The following is a 21,923-nucleotide window of genomic DNA, read 5'->3' as shown; positions in this document are numbered from 1 at the left end:
GCGGCGCGAGATCCTCCGGAGACCTTCGTGAAGCGAAAGTTGCCCTCCCTGCTGGGCAGTTACAGCCGCATGTTGCTGCCGCGCCGTGGCCTGGGCCAGGGCGAGCGTGTTCCCTACCTGGCGATGGACAGCCGCACCCTGCAATTCGACCGGCGCCACCTGCGTGCCTACCGCCAGCACTTCGGCCTCGACCCGGCGCTGGGCGTGCCGTTGCTCTATCCGCAGGTGATCAGCCTGCCGTTGCACCTGCGCCTGCTCAGCCGCTCGCGCATGCCGCTCTCGGTGCTCGGGCTCATCCACCTGCGCAGCCATATCCAGCGCTACCGGATGCTCGACGAGCACGAACCGCTGCAGTTCGACTGCCGCATTCTCACCAGCCGACGCAGCGCATTGGGGCTGGAAGTGGACGTGCTCACCGAGGCGTGGCATCACGACATGCTCTACTGGCAGTCGATCACCACCTACCTGCGTCGAGGCGATTTCCTCGAGCCCGGAGCCGAGCCCGACCCGCTGCCGGAGCGGGCCCAGTGGCACACCCTGGACGCACCGGTCCACGCAGGCGTGCAGTGGCGCGTACCGAAGATCGTCGGCTGGCGCTATGCCGGCCTGAGCGGTGACTTCAACCCCCTGCACCTGTCGCGCCTGATGGCCTCCCACTACGGTTTCGGCAAACCTTTCGCCCACGGCATGTGGGGCCTGGCGCGCAGCCTGACGGGCCGTCGTCTGGCCGAGAACGTGCGCCTGGATGCGCACTTCAAGGCGCCGTTGCCGCTGGGCAGCCAGGTGAAGCAGAGCTACCGCCGGCTGGGCAAGAAGGAGCAGTGGGCGCTGCTGCCAGCCGAGGGGGATGGCGAGCCGATGCTGCTGGCGCAGCTGGACGAGGCGCCGGACGGTCCGTTGCGTTGATCTTCCCGGTTAGCTCCGAAGTCCGTTCGTAGGGCGTACAACCGTTCGCGGTTGTACGCCGATTCACCTCGCTTCGTCGCTGGCGCCAGGGCCGAATCCGGAGTGCCCGGAGATCGAGGCCAATCGGCGTATAACGTCGAGCTTTGGCGCGGGGGCTGTTCGCGAGCAAGCTCGCTCCTACGAAGAGCATCTACGCACGGGCTTCACTTGTAGGAGCGAGCATGCTCGCGAAGCGCACGGCAGAGGAGCCGCCGGCGACAACTCAGCGGCGTTCGGCCACGCGCGGTTGCAATGGCAGCAGACTTGGCAGCCGCACCTCACCCCGCAATTCCACCGGCGACATCCGCCAGGAACTGTTGAACAGGTACTGGTCGCTGAAGCCGCTCACCAGCAATCCGATCTCATCCCCGGGCGCCAGGCTGGCACTGACGGCGTTCAGGCGCGTGTTGCCCTGGTTCGCCAGCGGTTTCACCTGCTCATCCAGCCGACGCGTGCGGCCATCGGCGCTGCGGATCGCCAGGGCGGCGAAGACTTGCGCGTCAGGGCGATCGGCCAGCGGTTGGCCCAGGCGCACCTCGGCGCCGCCCAGCAGGGCGCTGGTTTCGTTCACGCGCTGCAAGGGGATGAATTTCGAAGGCTGCAGCAGGCCGCTAATCGCCGGGCGGATCGCCGTGGCCGGCAGCGCCACGGTGGGACCCGGCGGCGGCAGTTCGCTCAATGCCACTCCCTGGTCCAGATCCAGGCTGATGCACAGGTCCGGTACGCTGTCGGCGGCGCCGGCTCGGCCGCGCAGCTTCTCCTCGTACCAGGCGACGATGCCCTGGTAGAGATTGATGGCGCGCGGTCCGCAATGGATCACCGGTTCGTTGTTGAACGGCGGCAGTCCGCTCCAGGCCTGCAGCGGCGGCGGCAGGATATGCCCGCCCTGCATGCCCAGCAGGCGCACGTCGGCCGGGCCCTGCTTGAGGCACTGGCGGATCTGCAAGCCCTGGTCGAGGGGGAAGAGGGTATCGCGCAGGCCCTGGATCAGCAGCGCATCGGCGTGGGGGCGGCGGCCCTCGGCGCAGTAGCGCGCCAGGCTGTGGTCGTGCAGTTCGGCCTGCACCGGCTCGGCCATGCGTCCGCCGGCGGTATGCAGGTAGTCGGCCTGGACGAACTTGCCCAGGTCGTAGCCGGTGGCCAGGCCCAGGCTGACCAGTACGCCGCCCCAGCCGATCTTCAGTTGGCCGTCGGGCGCCAGGGCATCGGCCAGGTCGTACCAGGTGGCGATGGGCACGATGGCATCGATGCGTGGGTCGTCCGCCGAGGCGAGCAGTTGCACGGCGCCGCCGTAGCTCTCGCCGAGCATGCCGACACGCGGGTCGTTCGGCCCGTCCATCAGCAGGCGTGGCAGGTGCGCGGCGGACCAGTCGATCACCGCGCTGGCGTCCTGTACCTCGAACTGCGGGTTCATCATTTCGATGCGCCCGTCGCTGCCGCCCCAGCCGCGCTGGTCGTAGCTGACCACCCAGTAGCCGGCCTTCCACGCCTTGAGCGCAGCGCGCCCGGACATCATGGTCTTGCCGTAGAACCCATCCGGCCCGGTCACCCGCCAGCCGCCCCAGCCGTGGGTGTGAACGATCAGCGGGGCGGTTTCGCCGGCCTTCAGCGCCGGCTGGAAGACCGTGGCGGAGAGTTTCGTGCCGTCGCGGGCGGTGATGACGGCCTCGAACCAGGTGGCCGGCAGGTTCTTGCCCGCGCTGGCGCTGAAGTCGGGAAGCTGGTCGCGGGCGGCGCAGCCGGCCAGCAGCAGGGCAAACAGGCAGAAGAGGGCGCGCATCGACACTCCTGTCGAGGTGGATCGGACGGATGCGCCAGCATGCCCGGCGCTTGCCAGGCCTACCCCCCAACCAAGGTTCGGTGACCCGGACGGACGCGGGGTGACCGCGCGGTGCCCTTTGGGTGACAATGCGCCATTGGTTTTTCTGGAGTTACGCGATGTCCCAGCCTGTCGATGCGATTCTCGACGCCACCGGCCTGAACTGCCCCGAGCCGGTCATGATGCTGCACAACAAGGTGCGCGATCTGCCGGCCGGCGGCCTGCTCAAGGTGATCGCCACCGATCCCTCCACCCGCCGCGACATTCCCAAGTTCTGCGTGTTCCTCGGCCATGAGCTGGTGGAGCAGCAGGAAGAGGCGGGGACCTACCTGTACTGGATTCGCAAGAAGGCGGAGTGATCACCCCGCCGATGTCGGACGGCGCGTAGGAACGGGATACTCCTCTGCGATGCAACCCCCTCACCCTAACCCTCTCCCGGAGGGAGAGGGGACCGGTCGGTGCAGGTGCAAACCATGGTGTCAGCCGGCACGATCTGCTCCCTCTCCCTGTGGGAGAGGGCTGGGGTGAGGGCAATCAGCCGCGCTGAAGTTCCAGACAGTCTGTCGGGTCAATTTCCCGCCGGCCGCGCCGCGATGCGCTGGGCCACCATCCGCCCGATCAGCGCGACGAAGGTCAGGCCGATCAGCACCACCGAGATGGCCGCCACCGCGGGGTCGATGTTGTCGCGCAGGCCGGACCAGATCTGCCGGGGCAGGGTGTTCACCTCGGTGCTGGTGACGAACAGGGTCACCGCGATCTCTTCCCAGCTCAGCGCGAAGCACAGCAGTGCGGTACTCGCCACGCCCAGCTTGAGGTTCGGCAGCACCACCATGAAGGTGGTCTGGCCCAGGCTCGCGCCGAGGTTGCGCGCGGCCAGTTCGATGCGCCGGTCCAGTTGGCTGAGCGCCACCAGCATGGTCACCACGCCGTAGGGTACCACCATCACGATGTGGGCGATGGTCAGGCCGAACAGGGTGTCGTAGCCCAGGCCGGGGGCGAACTGGCTGACCTTGGTCTCCATGAAGTACAGGACCATCGCCGAGATCATCGGCGGGATCGCCATGGGCAGCAGTACCAGGCCGATCAGCAGGGTCGCCAGGCGCGAACGCAGGTACCAGATGCCGAGGCTGAAGCTCACCGCCAGGGCGGTGGCGATGATGCAGGTAGCGGTGGCCACGATCAGGCTCTGGCTGATCGCCGAGAGCCATTCGGGACTGTCCAGCAGCGCCTGGTAGTGGCGCAGCGACCAGTTGCCGTTGGGCATGGACAGGAAACGCTTGCTGGTGAAGGACACCGGGATCACCGCCAGCAGTGGGAAGACCATGAAGATCATCGCCATGGTTGCCAGCAGGCGGCTCGGGGCCTTGGTTTCGTGCGAATTCATGACTGCGGCTCCTTATCCCACCAGCTTGTCGACCCGGGTCATGCGCAGCAGCGCCCAGATCATCCCGCTCACCAGCATCAGCAGCACCACCGAGAGCGCCGCGCCCAGGCCCCAGTTGCTGGTCTGGAACATCTGCAGGTAGACGTACTCGGCAACCATCACCGTCTGCCCGCCGCCAAGGATCGCCGGGGTGATGAAGAAGCCCAGGCAGAACACGAAGACGATGATGAAGGCGCCGAGGATGCCGGGGATGGTCTGCGGCACGAAGATGCTCCAGAAGGTGCGCAGCTGCCCGGCGCCCAGCCCGCGGGCGGCCAGCAGCACGCGCGGGTCGAGGCGGCGCATGGTGGACACCAGCGGGAACAGGGCGAAAGGCACCATGAAGTGGACCATGCCGATCACCACCCCCAGCTCGTTGCGTGTCAGCTGCAAGGGCTCGCTGATGATGCCCAGGTTCTGCAGCCAACCGTTGAGCAGGCCGTTGCTGCGCAGGGCGATCAGCCAGCCGAAGGCACGCACCAGCACCGACAGCCAGAACGGGATGAACACGCAGATTTCCACCACGCGCTGCCAGAACGGCGGGCTGTAGACCCAGCAGTAGGCCATCAGGTAGGCGATCACCAGCGATACCACGCTGACCGTCAGGCACAGGCGGAAGGTCCGCCAGAGCACGTCGTGGATTGCCGGGTCGGTCATGATCCGCTGGTACTGCTCGATTCCCGGCTCCGGCAGGGTAAAGCTCCAGCCGAGCACGCCGAGGAAGGGCAGTACGTAGAACACGATCAGTACGACCGGCAGTGGCAGCAGCAGCGCGCCCAGCTTCAGCCGCGAGGGGGCGTTATCGGCCATGGTCCTGCACTCCGCGTTACTTGGAGATATGCGTCAGGTACTGCTCCAGGGTCGCCCCGTAGTGGTCGGTGTACCACTCGTGGCTGAGCATCACCTGCTTGGGCAGGTTCGCAGGGTCGGTGCAGTTCAGGTGACGGCGGTCTTCGGGGATCAGCGTGGCGGCGGCAGGGTTGGCCGGGCCGTTGCCGAACATCTTGAACAGCTCGACCTGGGACTGCGGGTCCTGGGCATAGGCGATGAACTTCATGGCCGCCTCGGTGCCGGCCGGGTTGCCCTTGAGCACGCCCCAGTTGCTGCAGCCGAGCAGGGCGTTGTCGAAGGTCCACTTGATGCGGTTTTCGCTGTCCTCGGAGATCACCTGGGCGCGGGTGTTCCAGATGGCGCCCATGGATACTTCGCCCTCGATCAGCAGTTGCTGGGTTTCCGCGCCCGAGCCCCAGAAGGACAGGACATGGGGCTTGAGCTCCTCGATCTTCTTCAGCGCGCGCGGCACGTCCAGCGGGTAGAGCTTGTCTGGGGGCACGCCGTCGGCCAGCAGCGCGGCTTCCAGCATGCCGTTCATCCACTTATAGAGGGTGCGCTTGCCGGGGAAGGTCTTCACGTCCCAGAAGTCCGCCCAGGTCTTGGGCGCCTTGTCGCCGAAGCGCTCGCTGTCGTAGGCGATCACGTAGCTGAGCATGTAGTCGGCGATGCCGTATTCGTAGGCGAAGCCCGGCAGCACCTTGTCCTTGGAGACGACGTTGTAGTCGATGGGCTGCACCAGGCCTTCCTTGCCGAGGATCTGCAGTACCGAGCTTTCCGCGTCGACCACGTCCCAGCTCACCCGGCCGCTGGACAGCTGGGTGCGGATGGCGCCTTCGGTAGGACCGCTGCCGTCGATCTTGGTGGGGATGCCGGTGGCCTTGGAGAAGCCTTCGGTCCAGGCCTTGCCGAATGCCTTGATCGCGTCACCGCCCCAGTTCACCACCACCAGCGGCTTGTCGCCGGCGGCGAAGCTGACGCCGTTGCGCAGGGCCAGCGGCAGGGCGGCCATCAGGCCCATGCCCTTGAGGAAGGTGCGGCGGTCGATCTGCCCGCGGCGGGCTTTCTCGATGAGGACTTCGATGCAGTCTTGCTGGTGCGGATTGAACATGGATGCAGCTCCCGATCGGTAGGGATGGCGAAGAGGGGACAAACGCGTTCGGTGGTGCTCAGGCCAGCAGCAGGCTTTTTTCGATGGGCCAGCTCAGCCAGACCTTCGAGCCCTGCTCCAGGCGCGAGGCCTGGTGGTCGGCGTGCACCGCCAGGCTCATGGGCAGTGCGCCCTCGGCGGCGGTGGCCAGGCCCAGCTCGGTGCTGGCGCCCTGGTAGGTCTTGGCGGTGAGTACGGCCTGCACCACGTTGTGGCCGGCAGTGGTCGGCGGCGCGCTGTGCAGTTGCATGTGTTCCGGGCGCACCGCCAGCAGCGGGGCGGCGGCCTGCAGGGCGGGCGAGTACCCGGCGCGCAGCTCGGCTTCGCCGAAGCGCCCGCAGGCCAGCTCGCCGGCGCGACCCACCTGGGTCAGCGGGAACAGGTTCATCTTGCCGAGGAACTCGGCGACGAAGCGGTTGTTCGGCTGGTTGTAGATGGTTTCCGGCGCGTCGACCTGGGCCAGTTGGCCACGGTTGAAGATGGCGATGCGGGTGGACAGGGCGAGGGCTTCGTTCTGGTCGTGGGTGACGAAGACGAAGGTGGTGCCGACCTGGCGGTGGATGCGCTGCAGTTCCGCCTGCAGCTGCTCGCGCAGGTTCTTGTCCAGGGCGGAGAGGGGTTCGTCGAGGAGCAGCATGTCCGGCTCGAACACCAGGGCGCGGGCGATGGCCACGCGCTGCTGCTGGCCGCCGGAGAGTTCGCCGGGGCGCTTGCCCAGGTGTTCGCCCAGGCCGACCACTTCGAGCATGCGGCGCACGCGGCGGTTGCGCTCCTCGGGCTTGACGCCGCGAATCTTCAGCGGGAAGGCGACGTTGTCCTCGATGGTCATGTGCGGGAACAGGGCGTAGCCCTGGAACACCATGCCGAAGTTGCGCTTTTCGGCGGGGCGCTTGGTGATGTCGATGCCGCCTTCTTCCAGCTTGCCGCGGGACGGGTCCTGAAAGCCGGCGAGGATCATCAGGAAGGTGGTCTTGCCCGAGCCGGACGGGCCGAGAAGGGTGAGGAACTCGCCTTGCTGGATGTCGATGGACACAGAGTCCAGCGCGTTGAAACTGCCGTAGCTCTTGCCGATGCCCATGGCACGAAGTTGGGGCTGTCGCTCCACTGCACTTACCTCGATTTCTTGTTCTTGTTCGAAGCGACCACCGACGATCAGGGTAAAAATCGGCGGCCTTTTTTTAATGCAGTATTGTTAAATCTCTCTCCGCTTCAATCGCGTTTTTTCGCCCTTATTGTTCGAAATCATTCACCAATCAGCGCGTTGCGACCGCCCTGGCGGAACTGTTCGGACATGCGCAGTTCGGCCTTCATCCAGGCCTTGAAGGCCCGTATGTCGGGGCGTTCGGACTTGGCCGGGTCGGTGACGAAGTAGTAGCGGTTGGGCGGCTCGATGGCGACATTGAACAGCCGCACCAGCTGCCCCTTGGCCATGGCGTCGCCGCTGACCAGCGCATCGCCCATCGCCACGCCTTGCCCGGCGATGGCCGCCGACTGTACCAGGTGCGCGTCGGAGAAGACGATGCCGTTGCGCACGTTGAGATCCTTAACCCCGGCCGCCGCTGTCCAGAGCAGCCAGTCGGAATGATCGACCATGTGCAGGAAGGGCAGGCTGGCGAGGTCCTCGGGCGAGTCCAGGCCGCCGATGGAATTGAGCAGTGACGGGCTGCACACCGGGAAGGTGTCGAGGGTGGCGATCAGGTCGACGTGCAGGTCCGTCCAGTCGCCCACGCCGTAGGCGATGAACAGGTCGACGTCGCGGTTGCTGACGTCGTCGGGAATCCGTGGCGAGACCAGGTTCAGCTCCACCTGCGGGTGGGCGCGCTGGAACTTGCCGATCTGGTGGCATAGCCAGTAGGTGGCGAAGCCTGGCGTGCAGCTCACGCACAGGCGGCCGGAGACTTCCTCGGCATTGGCGAAGCGCCGCGCCTCGTTGAGGATCGCCAGGGCGCGCTGGGTTTCACGGGCGAAGCATTCGCCGTGGTAGGTCAGCGCGATACCGCGGCCGACCCGTTCGGTGAGGGCAATGCCCAGGCAGTCTTCCAGGCTGTGCAGCTGGTGGCTGACGGCGCTGCGGGTCAGGCTCAGCTCGCTGGCAGCGCCCGACAGGCTGCCCAGGCGGGCGACGGCGTCCAGCACGCGCAGGGCGGTCATCGAGGGGAAACGCATGGCTCACTCCATAGACGCGAAGTGCAGCCTTTATCCCTGAGCGGGGCGATGGTGTCGAGTGGGGGCGGGTACGGGGGGAGAGGTGGCGCGCTGGCGCAATATTCAGGAGCCGGTCTGCTTTGATGAATTCCGCCGCGATGGACTTCGCGGACAAGGTCCGCTCCTACGAGAGCCCTTCCGCTCTGGCTTCAGCTCTTGAGGGCTTCCAGAGAAATTTCCGCGCGCGCCGGGGCGCCCCTTCAGGAGGCCGAGTGGAGTCGGAGTTTCAGGGGGTTGAGCGGCATGGATGCCGCGAGAGCCGCGATGGGCCAGGGATGGCCCTTCGCGGCGGGCCCCTGAAACTTCGATGTAACGAGGGAACCCCGGCGAAGCCGGGGCCGGATGATGGGGCAGAGACTTTTGCCTACTTTGCGTCGTTTGGCAAAGTAGGTCGCCCGAGGGGGCGAAACAAAATCTATCAGCACACGCCGAAGCGGCGCAGAAACACCCAACCCCGTAAGCGGCGGATAACGCCTCAGGCGTTGTTCGCCCAACGAAAAGCAAGAGCATCGCGGACGGAGTCCGCTCCTACGTCAGCGGGTCACGCGGAGTCATTCTGTAGGAGCGGGATCAGCCAATCAGCGCAACTTCTCCATCATCTGGTAGTACCACATCCCCGCCGCCAGCATCGGGTTGCCGAACACGTCGCCCATGGGCACGCGGATGTGCTTGCACTGGGCGAAGGTGTCGAATTTCTCCAGGTCGCCGGTCATCGCCGTGGCCATGATCTCGCCCATGATGTGGGTGGTCGCCACGCCGTGGCCGGAGTAGCCCTGGCAGTACCAGACGTTCTCCGACAGCTTGCCCAGCTGCGGGATGCGGTTCATCACGATGCCCATGGCGCAGCTCCACTGGAACTCGATGTCCACGCCCTTGAGCGCCGGGAAGGTGCGCTCGATGCAGGGGCGCAGCTCGCCGGCGATGTCGCGCGAGTCACGACCGGAGTAGTTGGCGCCGCCGCCGAACAGCAGGCGGCCGTCGCCGGTCATGCGGTAGTAGTCGAGCACGAAGCGGCAGTCGTAGACCGCCAGGTCCTGCGGGTTGATGCGCTTGGCCAGTTCGCCCAGCGGCTTGGTGGTGACGATACCGCCCATGGCCGGGAAGATCATGCCCTTGAGCTGCTTGCGTTCGAGCTTGTGGTAGACGTCGCCGGCCAGCATCACCTGCGCGGCGTTGATCCGCCCGCCCGAGGTGACTACCGCCGGACGTGGGCCGTGGATGATGTCCAGCACCTCGGAATGCTCGAAGATCAGCGCGCCCAGGCTGGCGGCGGCCTTGGCCTCGCCAATGCACAGGTTGAGCGGGTGCAGGTGCATGTTGCGGGTGTTCTTGATCGCGCCGCAGTAGAGATCGCTCTCCAGATGCGCGCGCACGCCGGCGCCGTCCAGCAGGCTGATCTCGTCGCCCATGCCACGGCGCTTGGCTTCTTCATAGGAAGCTTTCAGTTCGTCCATGTGCGAGGGCTTCATGGCCGCGTGCAGGTGGCCGAATTTCAGGTCGCAGGCGATGCCGTATTTCTCCACGCGGCTCTTGATGATTTCGTGGCCGCGCCAGCGCAGGTGCCAGATGAAGTCGTCGACGTCGTCGCCCAGCCACTGGCGCATCTGCTTGCTCATGGCGGCGTCGCCCGAGAGGCTGCCGGTGACCTGCCCGCCGTTGCGCCCGCTGGCACCCCAGCCGACTTTATTGGTCTCGACGATGGCCACCTTGTAGCCGCGCTCGGCCAGCTCCACGGCGGTGGCGACGCCGGTGAAGCCGCCGCCGATGATGGCGATGTCGACGTTCACCTCGCCTTGCAGCGTGGGGTAGTGGGTTTCCTCGTTGAGGCTGGCGGAGTAGTAGGACTTCGCGCGCTCCGGGGCGGGAGTGGCGGGGTTCAGTGCGGCGTTCATATTTTGTGTTTCCTTGTTGTTTCTTTCCCTCTCCCTAGCCCTCTCCCTGAAGGGAGAGGGGACTGTTCGGAGCGGGTCGATAAGTCGTCGTTTGCCGGCAGCTACGTTGCGACGAGTGACGTTGACGTTCGCATGGCACGGATACTCCCTCTCCCTTCAGGGAGAGGGCTGGGGAGAGGGGCTCTCAATCTTGCGCACGATGCCCTCACGCCTGCGTCAGATACCACCGCCAATCCTGCTCGCCGACCTCGCCCATGAACTGGCGGTACTCGGCCTGCTTGACCTTCAGGTAGACGCCGAGGAACTCATGCCCCAGCGTGTCGCGCGCCCAGCTGGAGCGCTCCAGCGCGCGTAGCGAGGTGAGCCAGTCGGTGGGCAGCAGTTCCTTGGCCTGGGCGTAGCCATTGCCTTCCACCGGCGCGCCCGGATCGATCTGCTCGCGGATGCCGCGGTGGATGCCGGCGAGGATGGCCGCCGCAGCGAGATAAGGGTTGGCGTCGGCGCCGCAGATACGGTGCTCCACATGCCGGGTATGCGCCGGGCCGCCCGGTACGCGCAGGCTCACGGTGCGGTTGTCGCAGCCCCAGGTCGGCGCCAGCGGCGCGTAGCTGTTGGCCTGGAAGCGGCGGTAGGAGTTGGCGTTGGGGCAGAACAGCAGCAGCGAGTCGAGCAGGCTTTTCAGCATGCCGCCCACGGCCTGGCGCAGCAGCGGCGTGCCGGCCGGATCTTCACTGGCGAACAGGTTGTTGCCCTCGGCGTCGGCCAGGGACACGTGCATGTGCATGCCGGTGCCGGCCAGGTCGTCGAACGGCTTGGCCATGAAGCACGCCTGCATGCCGTGCTTGTGCGCCACGCCTTTGACCAGGCGCTTGTAGCGCACGGCCTGGTCCATGGCGGTGAGGGCGTCGCCGTGCTCCAGGGTGATTTCCACCTGGCCCGGCGCATATTCGGAAATCGCCGTGCGCGCCGGGATACCCTGGGCCTTGCAGGCCGCATAGAGGTCGGCGAGGAACGGCTCGATCTGTTCCAGCTCGCGCAGGCCGTACACCTGAGTGGCGCGCGGGCGGCCGCCGTCGGCATCCAGCGCCGGTTGCGGGCGGCCGTTGGCGTCGCGCTTGGCGTCCAGCAGGTAGAACTCCAGCTCGCAGGCCATCACCGGGTGATAGCCGGCAGCCTTGAGGCCGTCGATCACATGGATCAGCACGTGGCGCGGGTCGGCGATGTCCGCCGGTTTGCCTTCCACGGGGTGCATGCTGACCTGCACCGCCGCCGTGGGAATCTGCCGCCAGGCCAGGCGCACCAGGCTGCCGGCCAGCGGGTAGGCGCGGCAGTCGATGTCGCCGACGTCCCAGACCAGCCCGGAATCCTCCACATCCTCGCCATGGATAGTGAGGCCGAGGATGGTGCTGGGCAGCGGCCGGCCGGACTGGTACACGGCGAGCAGTTCCTCGCGGTGCAGCAGCTTGCCGCGCGGCACGCCGTTGGCGTCGAGGATGAACAGCTCGACCATTTCGATGTCGGGGTTCTGGGCCAGGAAATCCTGGGCTTCTTGCACGGAGGCGAAATTCATGGGGCTCTCGATAGCATCCAGGCGGATGCGCTGACGACCTGCTGGCCAGGGCCGCACCAGGTGTGCGGGGATATAAGGCAGGCAAGCGATGCAACGGGCTACGTCTTGTTCGAGGAGGGCGTGGCCATCCTTGAGCGTAGTTCCGTCGATGGCGTTCGGGCGCGGTGGCCCGTCAGCGGCTGGCGCTATCCGGTGGACGCGCGTGGCGGCAGTGCCAGAGCGCCCAGAAGGCCAGTTCGAGAGGCAGGGTCAGCGGTTGCAGTTCGAGCCAACGGGCGTGTTTGCGCGGCAGACGGGTAGCGCTGCCGGCCTTGAGGGCGGCGACGGTATCCAGCGGTGCGGGCGAAACGAGCAGGTGCATGTTGGGCGAGATGGCTGACGATGCGATCAGCCTCGCACAGGCTCATGCGTTTATTAAATGTGATTTTCAAGATGCTTGGATTTGAAAAATCGAAACTGAATGCCTGGGTCCGGCGCCGGGACCGCCGATCCAGAGGCGCTACGGGTGATTGAATGCAGCCGGTCGCGCGCGGCGATGGGAAATCGAGCCTCCCCTACACTGGGAACATCTTTCGTCAGAACCGGGCTTACCCATGTGCCGTATCGTCTTCGCCCCCTCGATCCAGCGCCACGTTGCGCTGGAGGAGCGCGAACTGTCGGCGCCGACGTTGAAGGCGGCGCTGGAGACGGTATTCGCCGAGGCGCCGGCCCTGCGCGGTTACCTGCTGGACGACCAGGGCGGGCTGCGCCGGCACCTGACGATCTTCATCGACGGCCTGCGCCTGCGCGACCGTGTTCGCCTGAGCGATGCGCTGGCGGCGGATAGCGAGGTCTATGTGGTGCAGGCCCTGAGCGGCGGCTGAGGAGGCGGCTATGGATGATCGATTGCTGGTGGCGACCCGCAAGGGGTTGTTCACCTTTCAGCGTGACGTGAGTGGCTGGCAGGAAACGCGCCGCGAGTTCCTCGGTGAGCCCCTGAGCGTGGTGCTGGCCGACCCCCGCGATGACACCCTGTATGCCGCGCTCAACCTCGGTCACTTCGGCTGCAAGCTTTGGCGCCAGCGGCCCGGCGAGGACTGGCAGGAAGTCGCCGTACCTGTCTACCCGCCGCAGCCCGACCCGCTGCCAACGCCGAAGGAGGGCGACGCTCCCCCCGCGCCCTGGATCCTGCAGCAGATCTGGTGCCTGGAAACCGGCGGCGCCAGCGAGCCGGGCGTGCTCTGGGCCGGGACCATTCCCGGCGGACTGTTCCACAGTGCGGATGGCGGCGACAGCTGGGAGCTGAACCGCCCATTGTGGGACCGCCCCGAGCGCGCCCGCTGGTTCGGCGGTGGCTACGACTGGCCAGGCATCCATTCGGTCAGCGTCGACCCGCGCGATAGCCGGCACCTGACGGTCGGCGTGTCCTGCGGCGGCGTCTGGCAGAGCGACGACGGTGGCGCCAGTTGGCGCAACACCACGCTGGGCATGTACGCCGACTACATGCCGCCGGAGCTGCGCGAGGACGGCGCCATCCAGGATCCGCACCGCCTGGTGCAGTGCCCGGCGCAACCGGACCGCCTGTGGGTGCAGCACCACAATGGCATCTTCACCTCCACCGATGGTGGCGCGCGCTGGCACGATGTGCAGGCCCAGCCCTCCAGCTTCGGTTTCGCCGTGGCGGTGCACCCGACCCAACCGGATACCGCCTGGTTCGTGCCGGCGGTGCAGGATGTCTGCCGGGTGCCGGTGGATGGCCGTTTCGTGGTCACCCGCACCCGTGATGGCGGTGCCAGCTTCGAGGTGCTGGACAGCGGTCTGCCGCAGGGCCCGGCCTTTGACCTGGTGTATCGCCACGGCCTGGCGGTGGACGACGAGGGCACCTGTGTGGCGATGGGTTCCACCACCGGCGGCCTGTGGCTGTCGGAGAACGGCGGCGACCACTGGCAGTGCCTGTCGGCCAACCTGCCGCCGATCTATTGCGTGCGCTTCGGTTAGCTTCCGCGCCTAACCTCTTCGTGCCGCTCGTGTAACGGAGCGGCACGGCTTCCTCGCGCACGCCTTGTGGCTGCCGCGTGACGAGCAGCCGCCGATCCGGCAGACGAAACTGGCCAAGGTGTGAAAAACAATATATAAATATATAGATTGTTTATTTGTAGAGTGTTGCCGTGACTGCCCCCTCGCTCGATCCTGCCGACGCCCTGCGCCTGCACCAGTCCGCCGAATCCGCCTGCCAGTTGCTCAAGGCCCTGGCCAATGCGGATCGCCTGATGCTGCTCTGCCAACTGGCCCAGGGCGAAATGAACGTCGGGGAGCTGGAAGCCTGCACCGGCATCGCCCAGCCGACCCTGTCGCAACAACTGGCGGTGCTGCGCCGCGAGGCGCTGGTGGAAACCCGTCGCGAGGGCAAGCAGGTCTACTACCGCATCGCCAGCCAGCAGGCACTGGCGGTGATCGAGACCCTGTATCGGCTGTTCTGCGCGGAGGACCCGAAGTGATCGACTGGAGCAACTTCACACCCTGGAGCGCCCTGGCCGGGGGCGCGCTGATCGGGCTGTCGGCGGGGCTCTTCGCCGTGCTCGACGGACGCATCGCCGGTATCAGCGGTCTGCTCGGTGGGCTGTTCAAACGCTCTGCGTGGGGCGGCGAGGGGCCGTTGTTCCTGCTTGGCCTGCTGGTGGCGCCCCTGCTGTGGGCGGCGCTGCGGCCGCTGCCGGAGATCCGCTTCGAGGCGGGTTGGACGACCCTGGTGCTGGCTGGGCTGCTGGTCGGGATAGGTAGCCGTTTCGGTTCCGGCTGCACCAGTGGGCACGGCGTCTGCGGCCTGTCGCGGCTGTCCGGCCGTTCCCTGGTGGCGACGCTGTGCTTCATGGCCACCGGCTTCATCACCGTGTTCGTCCTGCGTCACCTGCTGGGAGCCTGAGCCATGGGCAAGATCGTCGCGTTTCTGGCCGGACTGCTGTTCGGCATCGGCCTGCTGCTGGCGGGCATGGCCAACCCGGCGAAGGTGCTGGGCTTCCTCGATCTCGCCGGGCGCTGGGACCCGTCGCTGGCGCTGGTGATGGTCGCCGCCATCGGCACGGCGTTGCCGTTCTTCGCCTGGGCGCGGCGGCATGATCGGGCGCTGCTGGGCGGCGCCATGCAGTTGCCCAAGCGCCGCGATCTGGATGGCCAACTGGTCGGCGGCAGCCTGTTGTTCGGCGTGGGCTGGGGCATCGCCGGCATCTGTCCGGGGCCGGCCCTGGTGACCTTCGCCGCCGGCTACTGGCAGGGCGCGCTGTTCTGTCTGGCCATGCTGGTGGGCATGGGACTGCATGCCGGCTACGAATGGCAACGTGACGCGAAGAGGAGACCCGCATGAGCGCCACTATCCAACCCTTCTTCGATCCTGCGACATCCACCTACAGCTATGTGGTGGCCGACTCCGGCACCGGGCGCTGCGCCATCATCGACCCGGTGCTCGACTATGACGCCGCTGCCGGGCGCATCGGCTACGCCAATGCCCGGAGCATCCGCGATTACGTGCGCGAACAGGGCCTGACGGTGGAGTGGCTGCTGGAGACCCACCTGCATGCCGATCACCTGTCCGCCTCGGCCTGGCTCAAGGGCGAACTGGGCGGCCGGATGGCCATCGGCTGCAACACCTCCCAGGTGCAGCGAACCTTCGCCGGGCTACTCAACCTGGGCGTGGAGTTTCCCTGCGACGGCAGCCAGTTCGACCACCTGTTCAGCGATGGCGAACGCTTCTTCATCGGCGAACTGGAGGCCGAGGCGCTGCACACGCCGGGCCACACGCCGGCGTGCATGACCTATCGGATCGGCGATGCCGCCTTCGTCGGCGACACCCTGTTCATGCCCGACTATGGCACCGCCCGCTGCGATTTTCCCGGCGGCGACGCGCGCCAGTTGTACCGCTCCATCCAGCGGCTGTTCGCGCTGCCCGCCGACACCCGGCTGTTCATGTGCCACGACTACCTGTCGGCGCATCGGGAGGAGCATGAGCACCAGACCACCGTCGCACGGCAGCGCCAGGACAACGTGCACGTGCATGACGGCGTGGACGAGGAGAGCTTCGTCAGCATGCGCCAGCAGCGCGATGCGACGCTCCACGCACCGGCGCTGATCTGGCCGTCGATCCAGGTGAACGTGCGTGGCGGCGTGCTGCCCGAAGCGGAGGACAACGGGGTGCGTTATCTGAGGATTCCGCTGGATCGGATGTAACGGCTTCGCGAGCAAGCTCGCTCCTACAGGAAGCGTTACGACCAGCTCTTCGTAGGAGCGAGCTTGCTCGCGAGCAGCGCCGAGAAGGGCGCTATAGCAACAAACTGCGAATATCCCCCAACACCTCCCCGAGCCGCCGGGTGAACCGCGCTGCCGCCGCGCCGTTGATCACGCGGTGGTCGTAGGACAGCGACAAGGGCAGCATCAGCCTCGGCTGGAAGGCCTTGCCGTCCCACACCGGCTGCATCGTCGCCTTGCTCACGCCGAGGATCGCCACCTCCGGGGCGTTGACAATGGGCGTGAAGCCGGTGCCGCCGATATGCCCCAGGCTGGAGATGGTGAAGCAGGCGCCCTGCATGGCGTCGGCGGAGAGCTTCTTGGTGCGCGCTTTCTCGGCCAGTTCGGCGGCTTCGATGGCCAGTTGCAGCAGGCCCTTGCGGTCGACATCGCGGATCACCGGCACCAGCAGGCCATCCGGCGTGTCCACGGCGAAGCCGATGTGCACGTACTTCTTGCGGATCAGCGCCTTGCCGCTGGGGGCCAGCGAGCTGTTGAAGTCCGGCAGCTCGCGCAGCAGATGAGCACAGGTTTTCAGCAGGATCGGCAGGATGGTCAGTTTGGTCCCGGCCTTTTCCGCAGCAGCCTTCTGCGCGATGCGGAAGGCTTCCGCTTCGGTGATATCGGCCGACTCGAACTGGGTCACGTGCGGCACGTTCAGCCAGCTGCGGTGCAGGTTGGCGGCGCCGACCTGCATCAGGCGGGTCATGGCGACTTCTTCCACGTCGCCAAACTTGCTGAAGTCCACTTCCGGAATTGGCGGAATGCCCGCGCCGCCGGTAGCGCCAGCGGGGGCCGATTTGCTGCGCTGCAACTGTTCCTTGACGAACAATTGCACGTCTTCCTTGAGGATGCGGCCTTTCGGGCCGGTGCCCTTCACCTGTGCCAGTTCGACGCCGAACTCGCGGGCGACCATGCGCACGGCGGGGCCGGCGTGGACCTTGGCGCCGTCGCGGCTGGGGGCTCCGACCGGGGCAACGTCGGGCGCCCTGGGCGGCTCGGCTTTCTGCGAGGCGGCCGGTTTCTCAGCGCTTGGTGCTGGAGCCTGGGCCGGCGCGGCGCTGCCGGCGACTTCCAGTTCAAGGATTTCATCGCCTTCCTTGAGGGTGTCGCCGATCTTCACCTTGATCGCCTTGACCACCCCGGCCTTGGGCGCGGGAATTTCCATGCTGGCCTTGTCGGACTCCAGCGTCAGCAGGCTCTGGTCGGCGGCGATGCTGTCGCCGACCTTGACCATCAGCTCAATGACGTTGCCCTGGCCATTGCCGATATCCGGCACCCGGATGGTTTCCACGCCGCCACTGGCGGAGACCGGCGCTGGTGCGGCAGCGGGTGCGGCGGGTTTTTCTGCCGGCGCCGGGGCGGAGGCAGGTGGTGCGCTGGCGGCCGACGCGCCGCCTTCGGTTTCCAGTTCGAGGATGTCGTCGCCTTCCTTGAGGGTGTCGCCGATCTTCACCTTGATCGCTTTCACCACGCCGGCTTTCGGCGCGGGGATTTCCATGCTGGCCTTGTCGGACTCCAGCGTCAGCAGGCTCTGGTCGGCAGCGATGCGGTCGCCGACCTTGACCATCAGCTCGATGATCTCGCCCTGGCCGTTGCCGATGTCCGGCACCTTGATGGTTTCCACGCCGCCGCCAGCGGAGACTGGTTGGGGCGCGGGAGCCGCAGCCGGTTTCGGCGCCTCGGCAACGGGTGGGGAGGGAGCCTGGGCCGGGGCCTCGGTGGAGGTACCTTCGGCTTCCAGTTCGAGGATATCGTCGCCTTCCTTGAGGGTGTCGCCGACTTTCACCTTGATGGCTTTCACCACGCCGGCGCGGGGGCAGGGGATTTCCATGCTGGCCTTGTCGGACTCCAGGGTCAGCAGGCTCTGTTCGGCTTCCACGCGGTCGCCGACCTTGACCAGCAGTTCGATGACTTCGCCCTGGCCGTTGCCGATGTCGGGTACGCGAATAGTCTCGCTCACTGTGCCTCTCCTCAGCAGTCCAGCGGATTGGGTTTCTCGGGATCGAGACCGAACCTGGCGATGGCCTCGGCCACCACCTTGGGTTCGATGTCGCCACGGTCGGCCAGGGCTTCCAGGGCGGCCAGCACCACCCAGTGACGGTCCACCTCGAAGAAGTGGCGGAGCCTGGCGCGGGTATCGCTGCGGCCGAAGCCGTCGGTGCCCAGCACCTTGTACTCCTTGCTCGGCACCCACTGGCGGATCTGCTCGGCGTAGACCTTCATGTAGTCGGTGGAGGCGATCACCGGCCCCCGGCGTCCGCCCAGGCATTCCTCGACATAGCTGGACCTGGGCTTCTGGCCCGGATGCAGGCGGTTCCAGCGTTCCACCGCCAGGCCGTCGCGGCGCAGTTCGTTGAAGCTGGGCACCGACCAGACGTCGGCGCCGATGCCGAAGTCCTCGCGCAGGATCTTCGCCGCCGCCTCGACCTCGCGCAGGATGGTCCCGGAGCCGAGCAACTGTACGTGGTGAGCGGCCGACCGGCGGTCTTCGTCGAGCAGGTACATGCCCTTGATGATCCCGGCGGCGGCGCCCTCGGGCAGCGCCGGGTGGGGGTAGTTCTCGTTCATCACGGTGATGTAGTAGAAGACGTCCTGCTGCTCTTCCATCATCTGCCGCACGCCTTCCTGGATGATCACCGCCAGCTCGTAGGAGTAGGTCGGGTCGTAGGTGCGGCAGTTGGGGATCACCGAGGCCAGCACGTGGCTGTGACCGTCTTCGTGCTGCAGCCCCTCGCCGTTCAGGGTGGTGCGTCCGGCGGTGCCGCCGAGCAGGAAGCCGCGGGTCAGGCTGTCGCCGGCGGCCCAGGCCAGATCGCCGATGCGCTGGAAGCCGAACATCGAGTAGAAGATGTAGAACGGCAGCATCGGCTGGCGGTAGTTGCTGTAGGCGGTGCCGGCGGCGATGAAGGAGGACATGGCGCCGGCCTCGGTGATGCCTTCTTCGAGGATCTGGCCCTTCTTGTCCTCGCGGTAGAACATCAGCTGTTCCTTGTCGACCGGCTCGTAGAGCTGGCCCACCGAGGAGTAGATGCCGAGCTGGCGGAACATGCCTTCCATGCCGAAGGTGCGCGCCTCGTCGGGGATGATGGGCACGATGCGTGGGCCCAGCTCCTTGTCCTTGACCAGCTGCGAGATGATCCGCACGAAGGCCATGGTGGTGGAGATTTCGCGGTCGCCGGTGCTGTCGAGCATGGCCTTGAGGGTGTCGAGCGGCGGTGTCGGAATGCGCTGGCTATTGCCGTGGCGGTGGGGCATGAAGCCGCCGAGGGTAGCGCGGCGCTCCTTCAGGTAGCGTGCCTCGGCGCTGCCTTCCTCGGGGCGGTAGAAGGGCAGCTTGGCCAGGTCGTCGTCGCGGATCGGGATGTCGAAGCGGTCGCGGAAGGCGCGCAGGCTGTCGACGTCGATCTCGTGGATGTTGTGGGCGATGTTCTTCGCTTCGCCCGTGCCGGTGCCGTAGCCCTTGATGGTCTTGGCCAGCACCACGCTGGGCTGGCCCTTGTGGTTCACCGCCGCGTGGTAGGCGGCGTAGACCTTGTACGGGTCATGGCCGCCGCGGTTGAGCTTCCAGATTTCCTCGTCGGAGAGGTCCTTGACCATCTCCAGCAGCTCCGGCCGCGCGCCGAAGAAGTGCTCGCGGACATAGGCGCCGTCCTTGGCCTTGTAGTTCTGGTAATCGCCGTCCACCGCCTCGTCCATCCGCGCCTGCAGCAGGCCGGCGTGGTCCTTGGCGAACAGCGGGTCCCAGAAGCGGCCCCAGATGACCTTGATCACGTTCCAGTTGGCACCACGGAACACGCCTTCCAGCTCCTGGATGATCTTGCCGTTGCCGCGCACCGGGCCGTCCAGGCGCTGCAGGTTGCAGTTCACCACGAAGATCAGGTTGTCGAGCTTCTCGCGCCCGGCCAGGGAGATCGCGCCGAGGGATTCCGGCTCGTCGGTCTCGCCGTCGCCCAGAAAGCACCAGACCTTCTGCTTGCCGGCAGGGATGAATCCGCGGCTTTCCAGGTACTTCATGAAGCGCGCCTGGTAGATCGCCTGGATCGGTCCCAGGCCCATGGACACCGTGGGGAACTGCCAGAAGTCCGACATCAGGCGCGGGTGCGGGTAGGAGGAGAGGCCTTTGCCGTCCACCTCCTGGCGGAAGTTCACCAGTTGCTCGTCGCTGACCAGCCCCTCGATGTAGGCGCGGGCGTAGATGCCCGGCGAGGCGTGGCCCTGGAAGTAGATCAGGTCGCCGGCGTGTTCCTCGGTGGGGCCGTTGAAGAAATAGTTGAAGCCGATGTCGTATAGGGTCGCCGAGGAGGCGAAGGTGGAGATGTGGCCACCCAGCGACGGGTCCTTGTGGTTGGCGCGCATCACCATGGCCAGGGCGTTCCAGCGCACCAGCGAGCGGATGCGCCGCTCCATGAACAGGTCGCCGGGCATGCGCGCCTCGTGCCCGGCGGGGATGGTGTTGCGGTAAGGCGTGGTGATGGCGTAGGGCAGTTGGGTGCCGGTGCGGCTGGCCAGCTCACCGAGGCGGGTCATCAGGTAGCGGGCGCGCTCTTCACCTTCCTTTTCCAGTACGGATTCCAGCGCGTCCAGCCATTCCTGGGTTTCCACGGGGTCGATATCGTGCATGGTCAGGGTCCTGGTTACGGGGTCGGCTCTACGCTATGCCGGCTCCGGGGCCAGTCCCACCGCCAATTTGGCGCAAAGGCCGAAGTCCTTTTCCGAACTTCGCTGCCTGCCGCCGGCACGCGCGCGTGGATTAGAGCTTAGACATCCCGGGCGCGACTGTCGGCGCAGGTCGTCGAGTCAGGACGCCGCGGCGCATCAGCGCGTTCCGTCCAGCCTCAGGTCCTCGCCCCGTGCCCATTGCGCCGCCACCAGCCGATTGCGCCCGCCCTGCTTGGCCTGGTAGAGCAGCCGGTCCACTGCCGCCACGAAGTCCAGCGGACGATCGCCTGTATGGGGCACGGCGGTGCCGACGCCCAGGCTGATGGTCAGCAGCGGGGCGACACGGGATTGTTCATGGGCGATGCGCTGCTCGCGGATGACGCGGCGGCAGCGTTCGGCGATCTGGCTCGCTGCCTCGCTGTCGGTTTCCGGCAGCACCAGGACGAATTCCTCGCCGCCGAAGCGGGCGATGAAGTCGCGTGGACGGTGCAGCGCGCCGGCCAGCGCCTTGCCGACACTGCGCAGGCAGTCGTCGCCCTGGACGTGTCCGTAGTGGTCGTTGTACTGCTTGAAGTAGTCGATATCCAGGAGGATCAGCGACAGCGGCTGGCCGCTGCGCTGGGCGCTGGCCCATTCGGTCTCCAGCACCGAGTCGAACATGCGCCGGTTGGCGACGCCGGTCAGGCCGTCCTTGTAGGAGTACTCCTCCAGCTGGCGCTGGAGCATGATCAGCTGTTCCTCGGCGCGCTTGCGCTCGCTGATGTCGAACATGAAGCCGACCAGCGAATCCACCTCGCCGTTGTCGTCGCGCACCACGTGCACCACGTCGCGAATCCAGACGTAGTCGCCAGTGGCGGTGAGGGCGCGGTAGTCGGCCTCGTGGTCGGTGCCCTCGCGCGACTGCGACACGCAGAAGCCCACGACCCGCTCGCGGTCCTCGGGATGCATGCGTTCGGCCCAGTCGTTGGCGCTGACCCAGCTGGACTGGCTCCAGCCCAGCAGGGCTTCGATCTGCGGACCGATGTAGGCGAAGGTCATGGTCTTCCAGTCGATCTTCCAGGGGATGGCCCGGGTCGATTCGAGCAATGTCTTGTAAACCGCGCTGTCGGTGGGGGCGTCGTACTGCATGGGTATCTGTGCTGCCTGATAGCAAAGTGCCTTGTTTATAC

The 21,923-nt window shown here is 66.6% G+C and carries 20 protein-coding genes; 8 read left to right on the top strand and 12 right to left on the bottom strand.

The window, feature by feature from the left end; genetic code table 11:
* Positions 1-27 precede the first annotated feature (27 nt).
* Entirely contained in the window at positions 28-906 is an 879-nt protein-coding gene (locus ACAW63_RS22465; protein WP_371228976.1) for a MaoC family dehydratase, read from the top strand.
* 262 nt (positions 907-1,168) lie between these two features.
* On the opposite strand, the gene ACAW63_RS22460 is transcribed toward ACAW63_RS22465, so the two are convergent.
* A complete protein-coding gene (locus tag ACAW63_RS22460) occupies positions 1,169-2,725 on the bottom strand; it encodes an alpha/beta hydrolase (RefSeq protein WP_371228973.1) in 1,557 nt (518 codons plus the stop codon).
* Positions 2,726-2,883: 158 nt separating this feature from the next.
* Between ACAW63_RS22460 and tusA the strand changes: the two genes are divergently transcribed.
* Entirely contained in the window at positions 2,884-3,123 is a 240-nt protein-coding gene (gene tusA / locus ACAW63_RS22455; RefSeq protein ID WP_015477744.1) for a sulfurtransferase TusA, read from the top strand.
* 209 nt (positions 3,124-3,332) lie between these two features.
* On the opposite strand, the gene ACAW63_RS22450 is transcribed toward tusA, so the two are convergent.
* The 8 genes from ACAW63_RS22450 to ACAW63_RS22415 form a co-directional block, all read right to left on the bottom strand.
* Positions 3,333-4,148, bottom strand: coding sequence for an ABC transporter permease (locus tag ACAW63_RS22450; protein ID WP_275611203.1), 816 nt, complete (start codon positions 4,146-4,148; stop codon positions 3,333-3,335).
* Positions 4,149-4,160: 12 nt separating this feature from the next.
* Positions 4,161-4,997, bottom strand: coding sequence for an ABC transporter permease (locus tag ACAW63_RS22445; RefSeq protein WP_275611204.1), 837 nt, complete (start codon positions 4,995-4,997; stop codon positions 4,161-4,163).
* Positions 4,998-5,013: 16 nt separating this feature from the next.
* Positions 5,014-6,129: an ABC transporter substrate-binding protein gene (locus tag ACAW63_RS22440; protein ID WP_371228969.1), complete on the bottom strand. Its 1,116-nt coding sequence runs from the start codon at positions 6,127-6,129 to the stop codon at positions 5,014-5,016.
* A 58-nt stretch (positions 6,130-6,187) separates the two neighbouring features.
* Positions 6,188-7,273 (bottom strand): ABC transporter ATP-binding protein, encoded by a 1,086-nt coding sequence (locus ACAW63_RS22435; protein WP_343573071.1) that lies wholly within the window; start codon positions 7,271-7,273, stop codon positions 6,188-6,190.
* Positions 7,274-7,410: 137 nt separating this feature from the next.
* Positions 7,411-8,334: a LysR substrate-binding domain-containing protein gene (locus tag ACAW63_RS22430; RefSeq protein ID WP_275611207.1), complete on the bottom strand. Its 924-nt coding sequence runs from the start codon at positions 8,332-8,334 to the stop codon at positions 7,411-7,413.
* 617 nt (positions 8,335-8,951) lie between these two features.
* Positions 8,952-10,265, bottom strand: a complete 1,314-nt coding sequence (locus ACAW63_RS22425; RefSeq protein WP_371228967.1) for an NAD(P)/FAD-dependent oxidoreductase — start codon at positions 10,263-10,265, stop codon at positions 8,952-8,954.
* 205 nt (positions 10,266-10,470) lie between these two features.
* Positions 10,471-11,835 carry a glutamine synthetase family protein gene (locus ACAW63_RS22420; RefSeq protein WP_371228964.1) on the bottom strand — a complete coding sequence of 455 codons (1,365 nt, stop codon included), beginning with the start codon at positions 11,833-11,835 and terminating at the stop codon, positions 10,471-10,473.
* Between the two features lie 172 nt (positions 11,836-12,007).
* Positions 12,008-12,196 (bottom strand): hypothetical protein, encoded by a 189-nt coding sequence (locus ACAW63_RS22415; protein ID WP_017518608.1) that lies wholly within the window; start codon positions 12,194-12,196, stop codon positions 12,008-12,010.
* Positions 12,197-12,428: 232 nt separating this feature from the next.
* Between ACAW63_RS22415 and ACAW63_RS22410 the strand changes: the two genes are divergently transcribed.
* The 6 genes from ACAW63_RS22410 (at position 12,429) to ACAW63_RS22385 (ending at position 16,035) form a co-directional block, all read left to right on the top strand.
* On the top strand, positions 12,429-12,698 hold the full coding sequence (locus tag ACAW63_RS22410; protein WP_371228961.1) for a MoaD/ThiS family protein: 270 nt from the start codon (positions 12,429-12,431) through the stop codon (positions 12,696-12,698).
* A 10-nt stretch (positions 12,699-12,708) separates the two neighbouring features.
* The gene (locus ACAW63_RS22405) at positions 12,709-13,812 is read left to right on the top strand and encodes a WD40/YVTN/BNR-like repeat-containing protein (RefSeq protein ID WP_371228958.1); all 1,104 of its coding nucleotides are present in this window, start codon (positions 12,709-12,711) and stop codon (positions 13,810-13,812) included.
* Between the two features lie 170 nt (positions 13,813-13,982).
* Complete coding sequence (locus ACAW63_RS22400; protein WP_371228955.1) at positions 13,983-14,312, top strand: ArsR/SmtB family transcription factor; 330 nt, start codon at positions 13,983-13,985, stop codon at positions 14,310-14,312.
* On the top strand, positions 14,309-14,737 hold the full coding sequence (locus ACAW63_RS22395; RefSeq protein ID WP_371228952.1) for a YeeE/YedE family protein: 429 nt from the start codon (positions 14,309-14,311) through the stop codon (positions 14,735-14,737). The genes ACAW63_RS22400 and ACAW63_RS22395 overlap by 4 nt, the downstream gene beginning before the upstream one ends.
* A gap of 3 nt (positions 14,738-14,740) precedes the next feature.
* Entirely contained in the window at positions 14,741-15,175 is a 435-nt protein-coding gene (locus ACAW63_RS22390) for a DUF6691 family protein (protein ID WP_371228949.1), read from the top strand.
* Positions 15,172-16,035 (top strand): MBL fold metallo-hydrolase, encoded by an 864-nt coding sequence (locus tag ACAW63_RS22385; protein WP_371228947.1) that lies wholly within the window; start codon positions 15,172-15,174, stop codon positions 16,033-16,035. The genes ACAW63_RS22390 and ACAW63_RS22385 overlap by 4 nt, the downstream gene beginning before the upstream one ends.
* 91 nt (positions 16,036-16,126) lie before the next feature.
* On the opposite strand, the gene aceF is transcribed toward ACAW63_RS22385, so the two are convergent.
* The 3 genes from aceF to ACAW63_RS22370 all read right to left on the bottom strand — a co-directional run bounded on the left by aceF (position 16,127) and on the right by ACAW63_RS22370 (position 21,882).
* Positions 16,127-18,055, bottom strand: coding sequence for a dihydrolipoyllysine-residue acetyltransferase (gene aceF, locus ACAW63_RS22380; RefSeq protein WP_371228945.1), 1,929 nt, complete (start codon positions 18,053-18,055; stop codon positions 16,127-16,129).
* An 11-nt stretch (positions 18,056-18,066) separates the two neighbouring features.
* Positions 18,067-20,715, bottom strand: a complete 2,649-nt coding sequence (gene aceE, locus ACAW63_RS22375; protein WP_371228942.1) for a pyruvate dehydrogenase (acetyl-transferring), homodimeric type — start codon at positions 20,713-20,715, stop codon at positions 18,067-18,069.
* Between the two features lie 195 nt (positions 20,716-20,910).
* A complete protein-coding gene (locus ACAW63_RS22370; RefSeq protein WP_371228939.1) occupies positions 20,911-21,882 on the bottom strand; it encodes a GGDEF domain-containing protein in 972 nt (323 codons plus the stop codon).
* Between the last annotated feature and the right edge of the window lie 41 nt (positions 21,883-21,923).

It is taken from the genome of Pseudomonas sp. QE6, from assembly GCF_041379005.1.
GTDB lineage: Bacteria > Pseudomonadota > Gammaproteobacteria > Pseudomonadales > Pseudomonadaceae > Pseudomonas.
This window is presented reverse-complemented; position numbering and strand designations above follow the sequence as displayed.

What these genes read in the sequence shown, in the direction of transcription:
- ACAW63_RS22460 (WP_371228973.1), bottom strand. Translation starts at nt 2,725, where the DNA reads ATGCGCGCCCTCTTCTGCCTGTTTGCCCTGCTGCTGGCCGGCTGCGCC.
- tusA (WP_015477744.1), top strand. Translation starts at nt 2,884, where the DNA reads ATGTCCCAGCCTGTCGATGCGATTCTCGACGCCACCGGCCTGAACTGC.
- ACAW63_RS22450 (WP_275611203.1), bottom strand. Translation starts at nt 4,148, where the DNA reads ATGAATTCGCACGAAACCAAGGCCCCGAGCCGCCTGCTGGCAACCATG.
- ACAW63_RS22445 (WP_275611204.1), bottom strand. Translation starts at nt 4,997, where the DNA reads ATGGCCGATAACGCCCCCTCGCGGCTGAAGCTGGGCGCGCTGCTGCTG.
- ACAW63_RS22440 (WP_371228969.1), bottom strand. Translation starts at nt 6,129, where the DNA reads ATGTTCAATCCGCACCAGCAAGACTGCATCGAAGTCCTCATCGAGAAA.
- ACAW63_RS22430 (WP_275611207.1), bottom strand. Translation starts at nt 8,334, where the DNA reads ATGCGTTTCCCCTCGATGACCGCCCTGCGCGTGCTGGACGCCGTCGCC.
- ACAW63_RS22425 (WP_371228967.1), bottom strand. Translation starts at nt 10,265, where the DNA reads ATGAACGCCGCACTGAACCCCGCCACTCCCGCCCCGGAGCGCGCGAAG.
- ACAW63_RS22420 (WP_371228964.1), bottom strand. Translation starts at nt 11,835, where the DNA reads ATGAATTTCGCCTCCGTGCAAGAAGCCCAGGATTTCCTGGCCCAGAAC.
- ACAW63_RS22415 (WP_017518608.1), bottom strand. Translation starts at nt 12,196, where the DNA reads ATGCACCTGCTCGTTTCGCCCGCACCGCTGGATACCGTCGCCGCCCTC.
- ACAW63_RS22410 (WP_371228961.1), top strand. Translation starts at nt 12,429, where the DNA reads ATGTGCCGTATCGTCTTCGCCCCCTCGATCCAGCGCCACGTTGCGCTG.
- ACAW63_RS22405 (WP_371228958.1), top strand. Translation starts at nt 12,709, where the DNA reads ATGGATGATCGATTGCTGGTGGCGACCCGCAAGGGGTTGTTCACCTTT.
- ACAW63_RS22390 (WP_371228949.1), top strand. Translation starts at nt 14,741, where the DNA reads ATGGGCAAGATCGTCGCGTTTCTGGCCGGACTGCTGTTCGGCATCGGC.
- ACAW63_RS22385 (WP_371228947.1), top strand. Translation starts at nt 15,172, where the DNA reads ATGAGCGCCACTATCCAACCCTTCTTCGATCCTGCGACATCCACCTAC.
- aceE (WP_371228942.1), bottom strand. Translation starts at nt 20,715, where the DNA reads ATGCACGATATCGACCCCGTGGAAACCCAGGAATGGCTGGACGCGCTG.
- ACAW63_RS22370 (WP_371228939.1), bottom strand. Translation starts at nt 21,882, where the DNA reads ATGCAGTACGACGCCCCCACCGACAGCGCGGTTTACAAGACATTGCTC.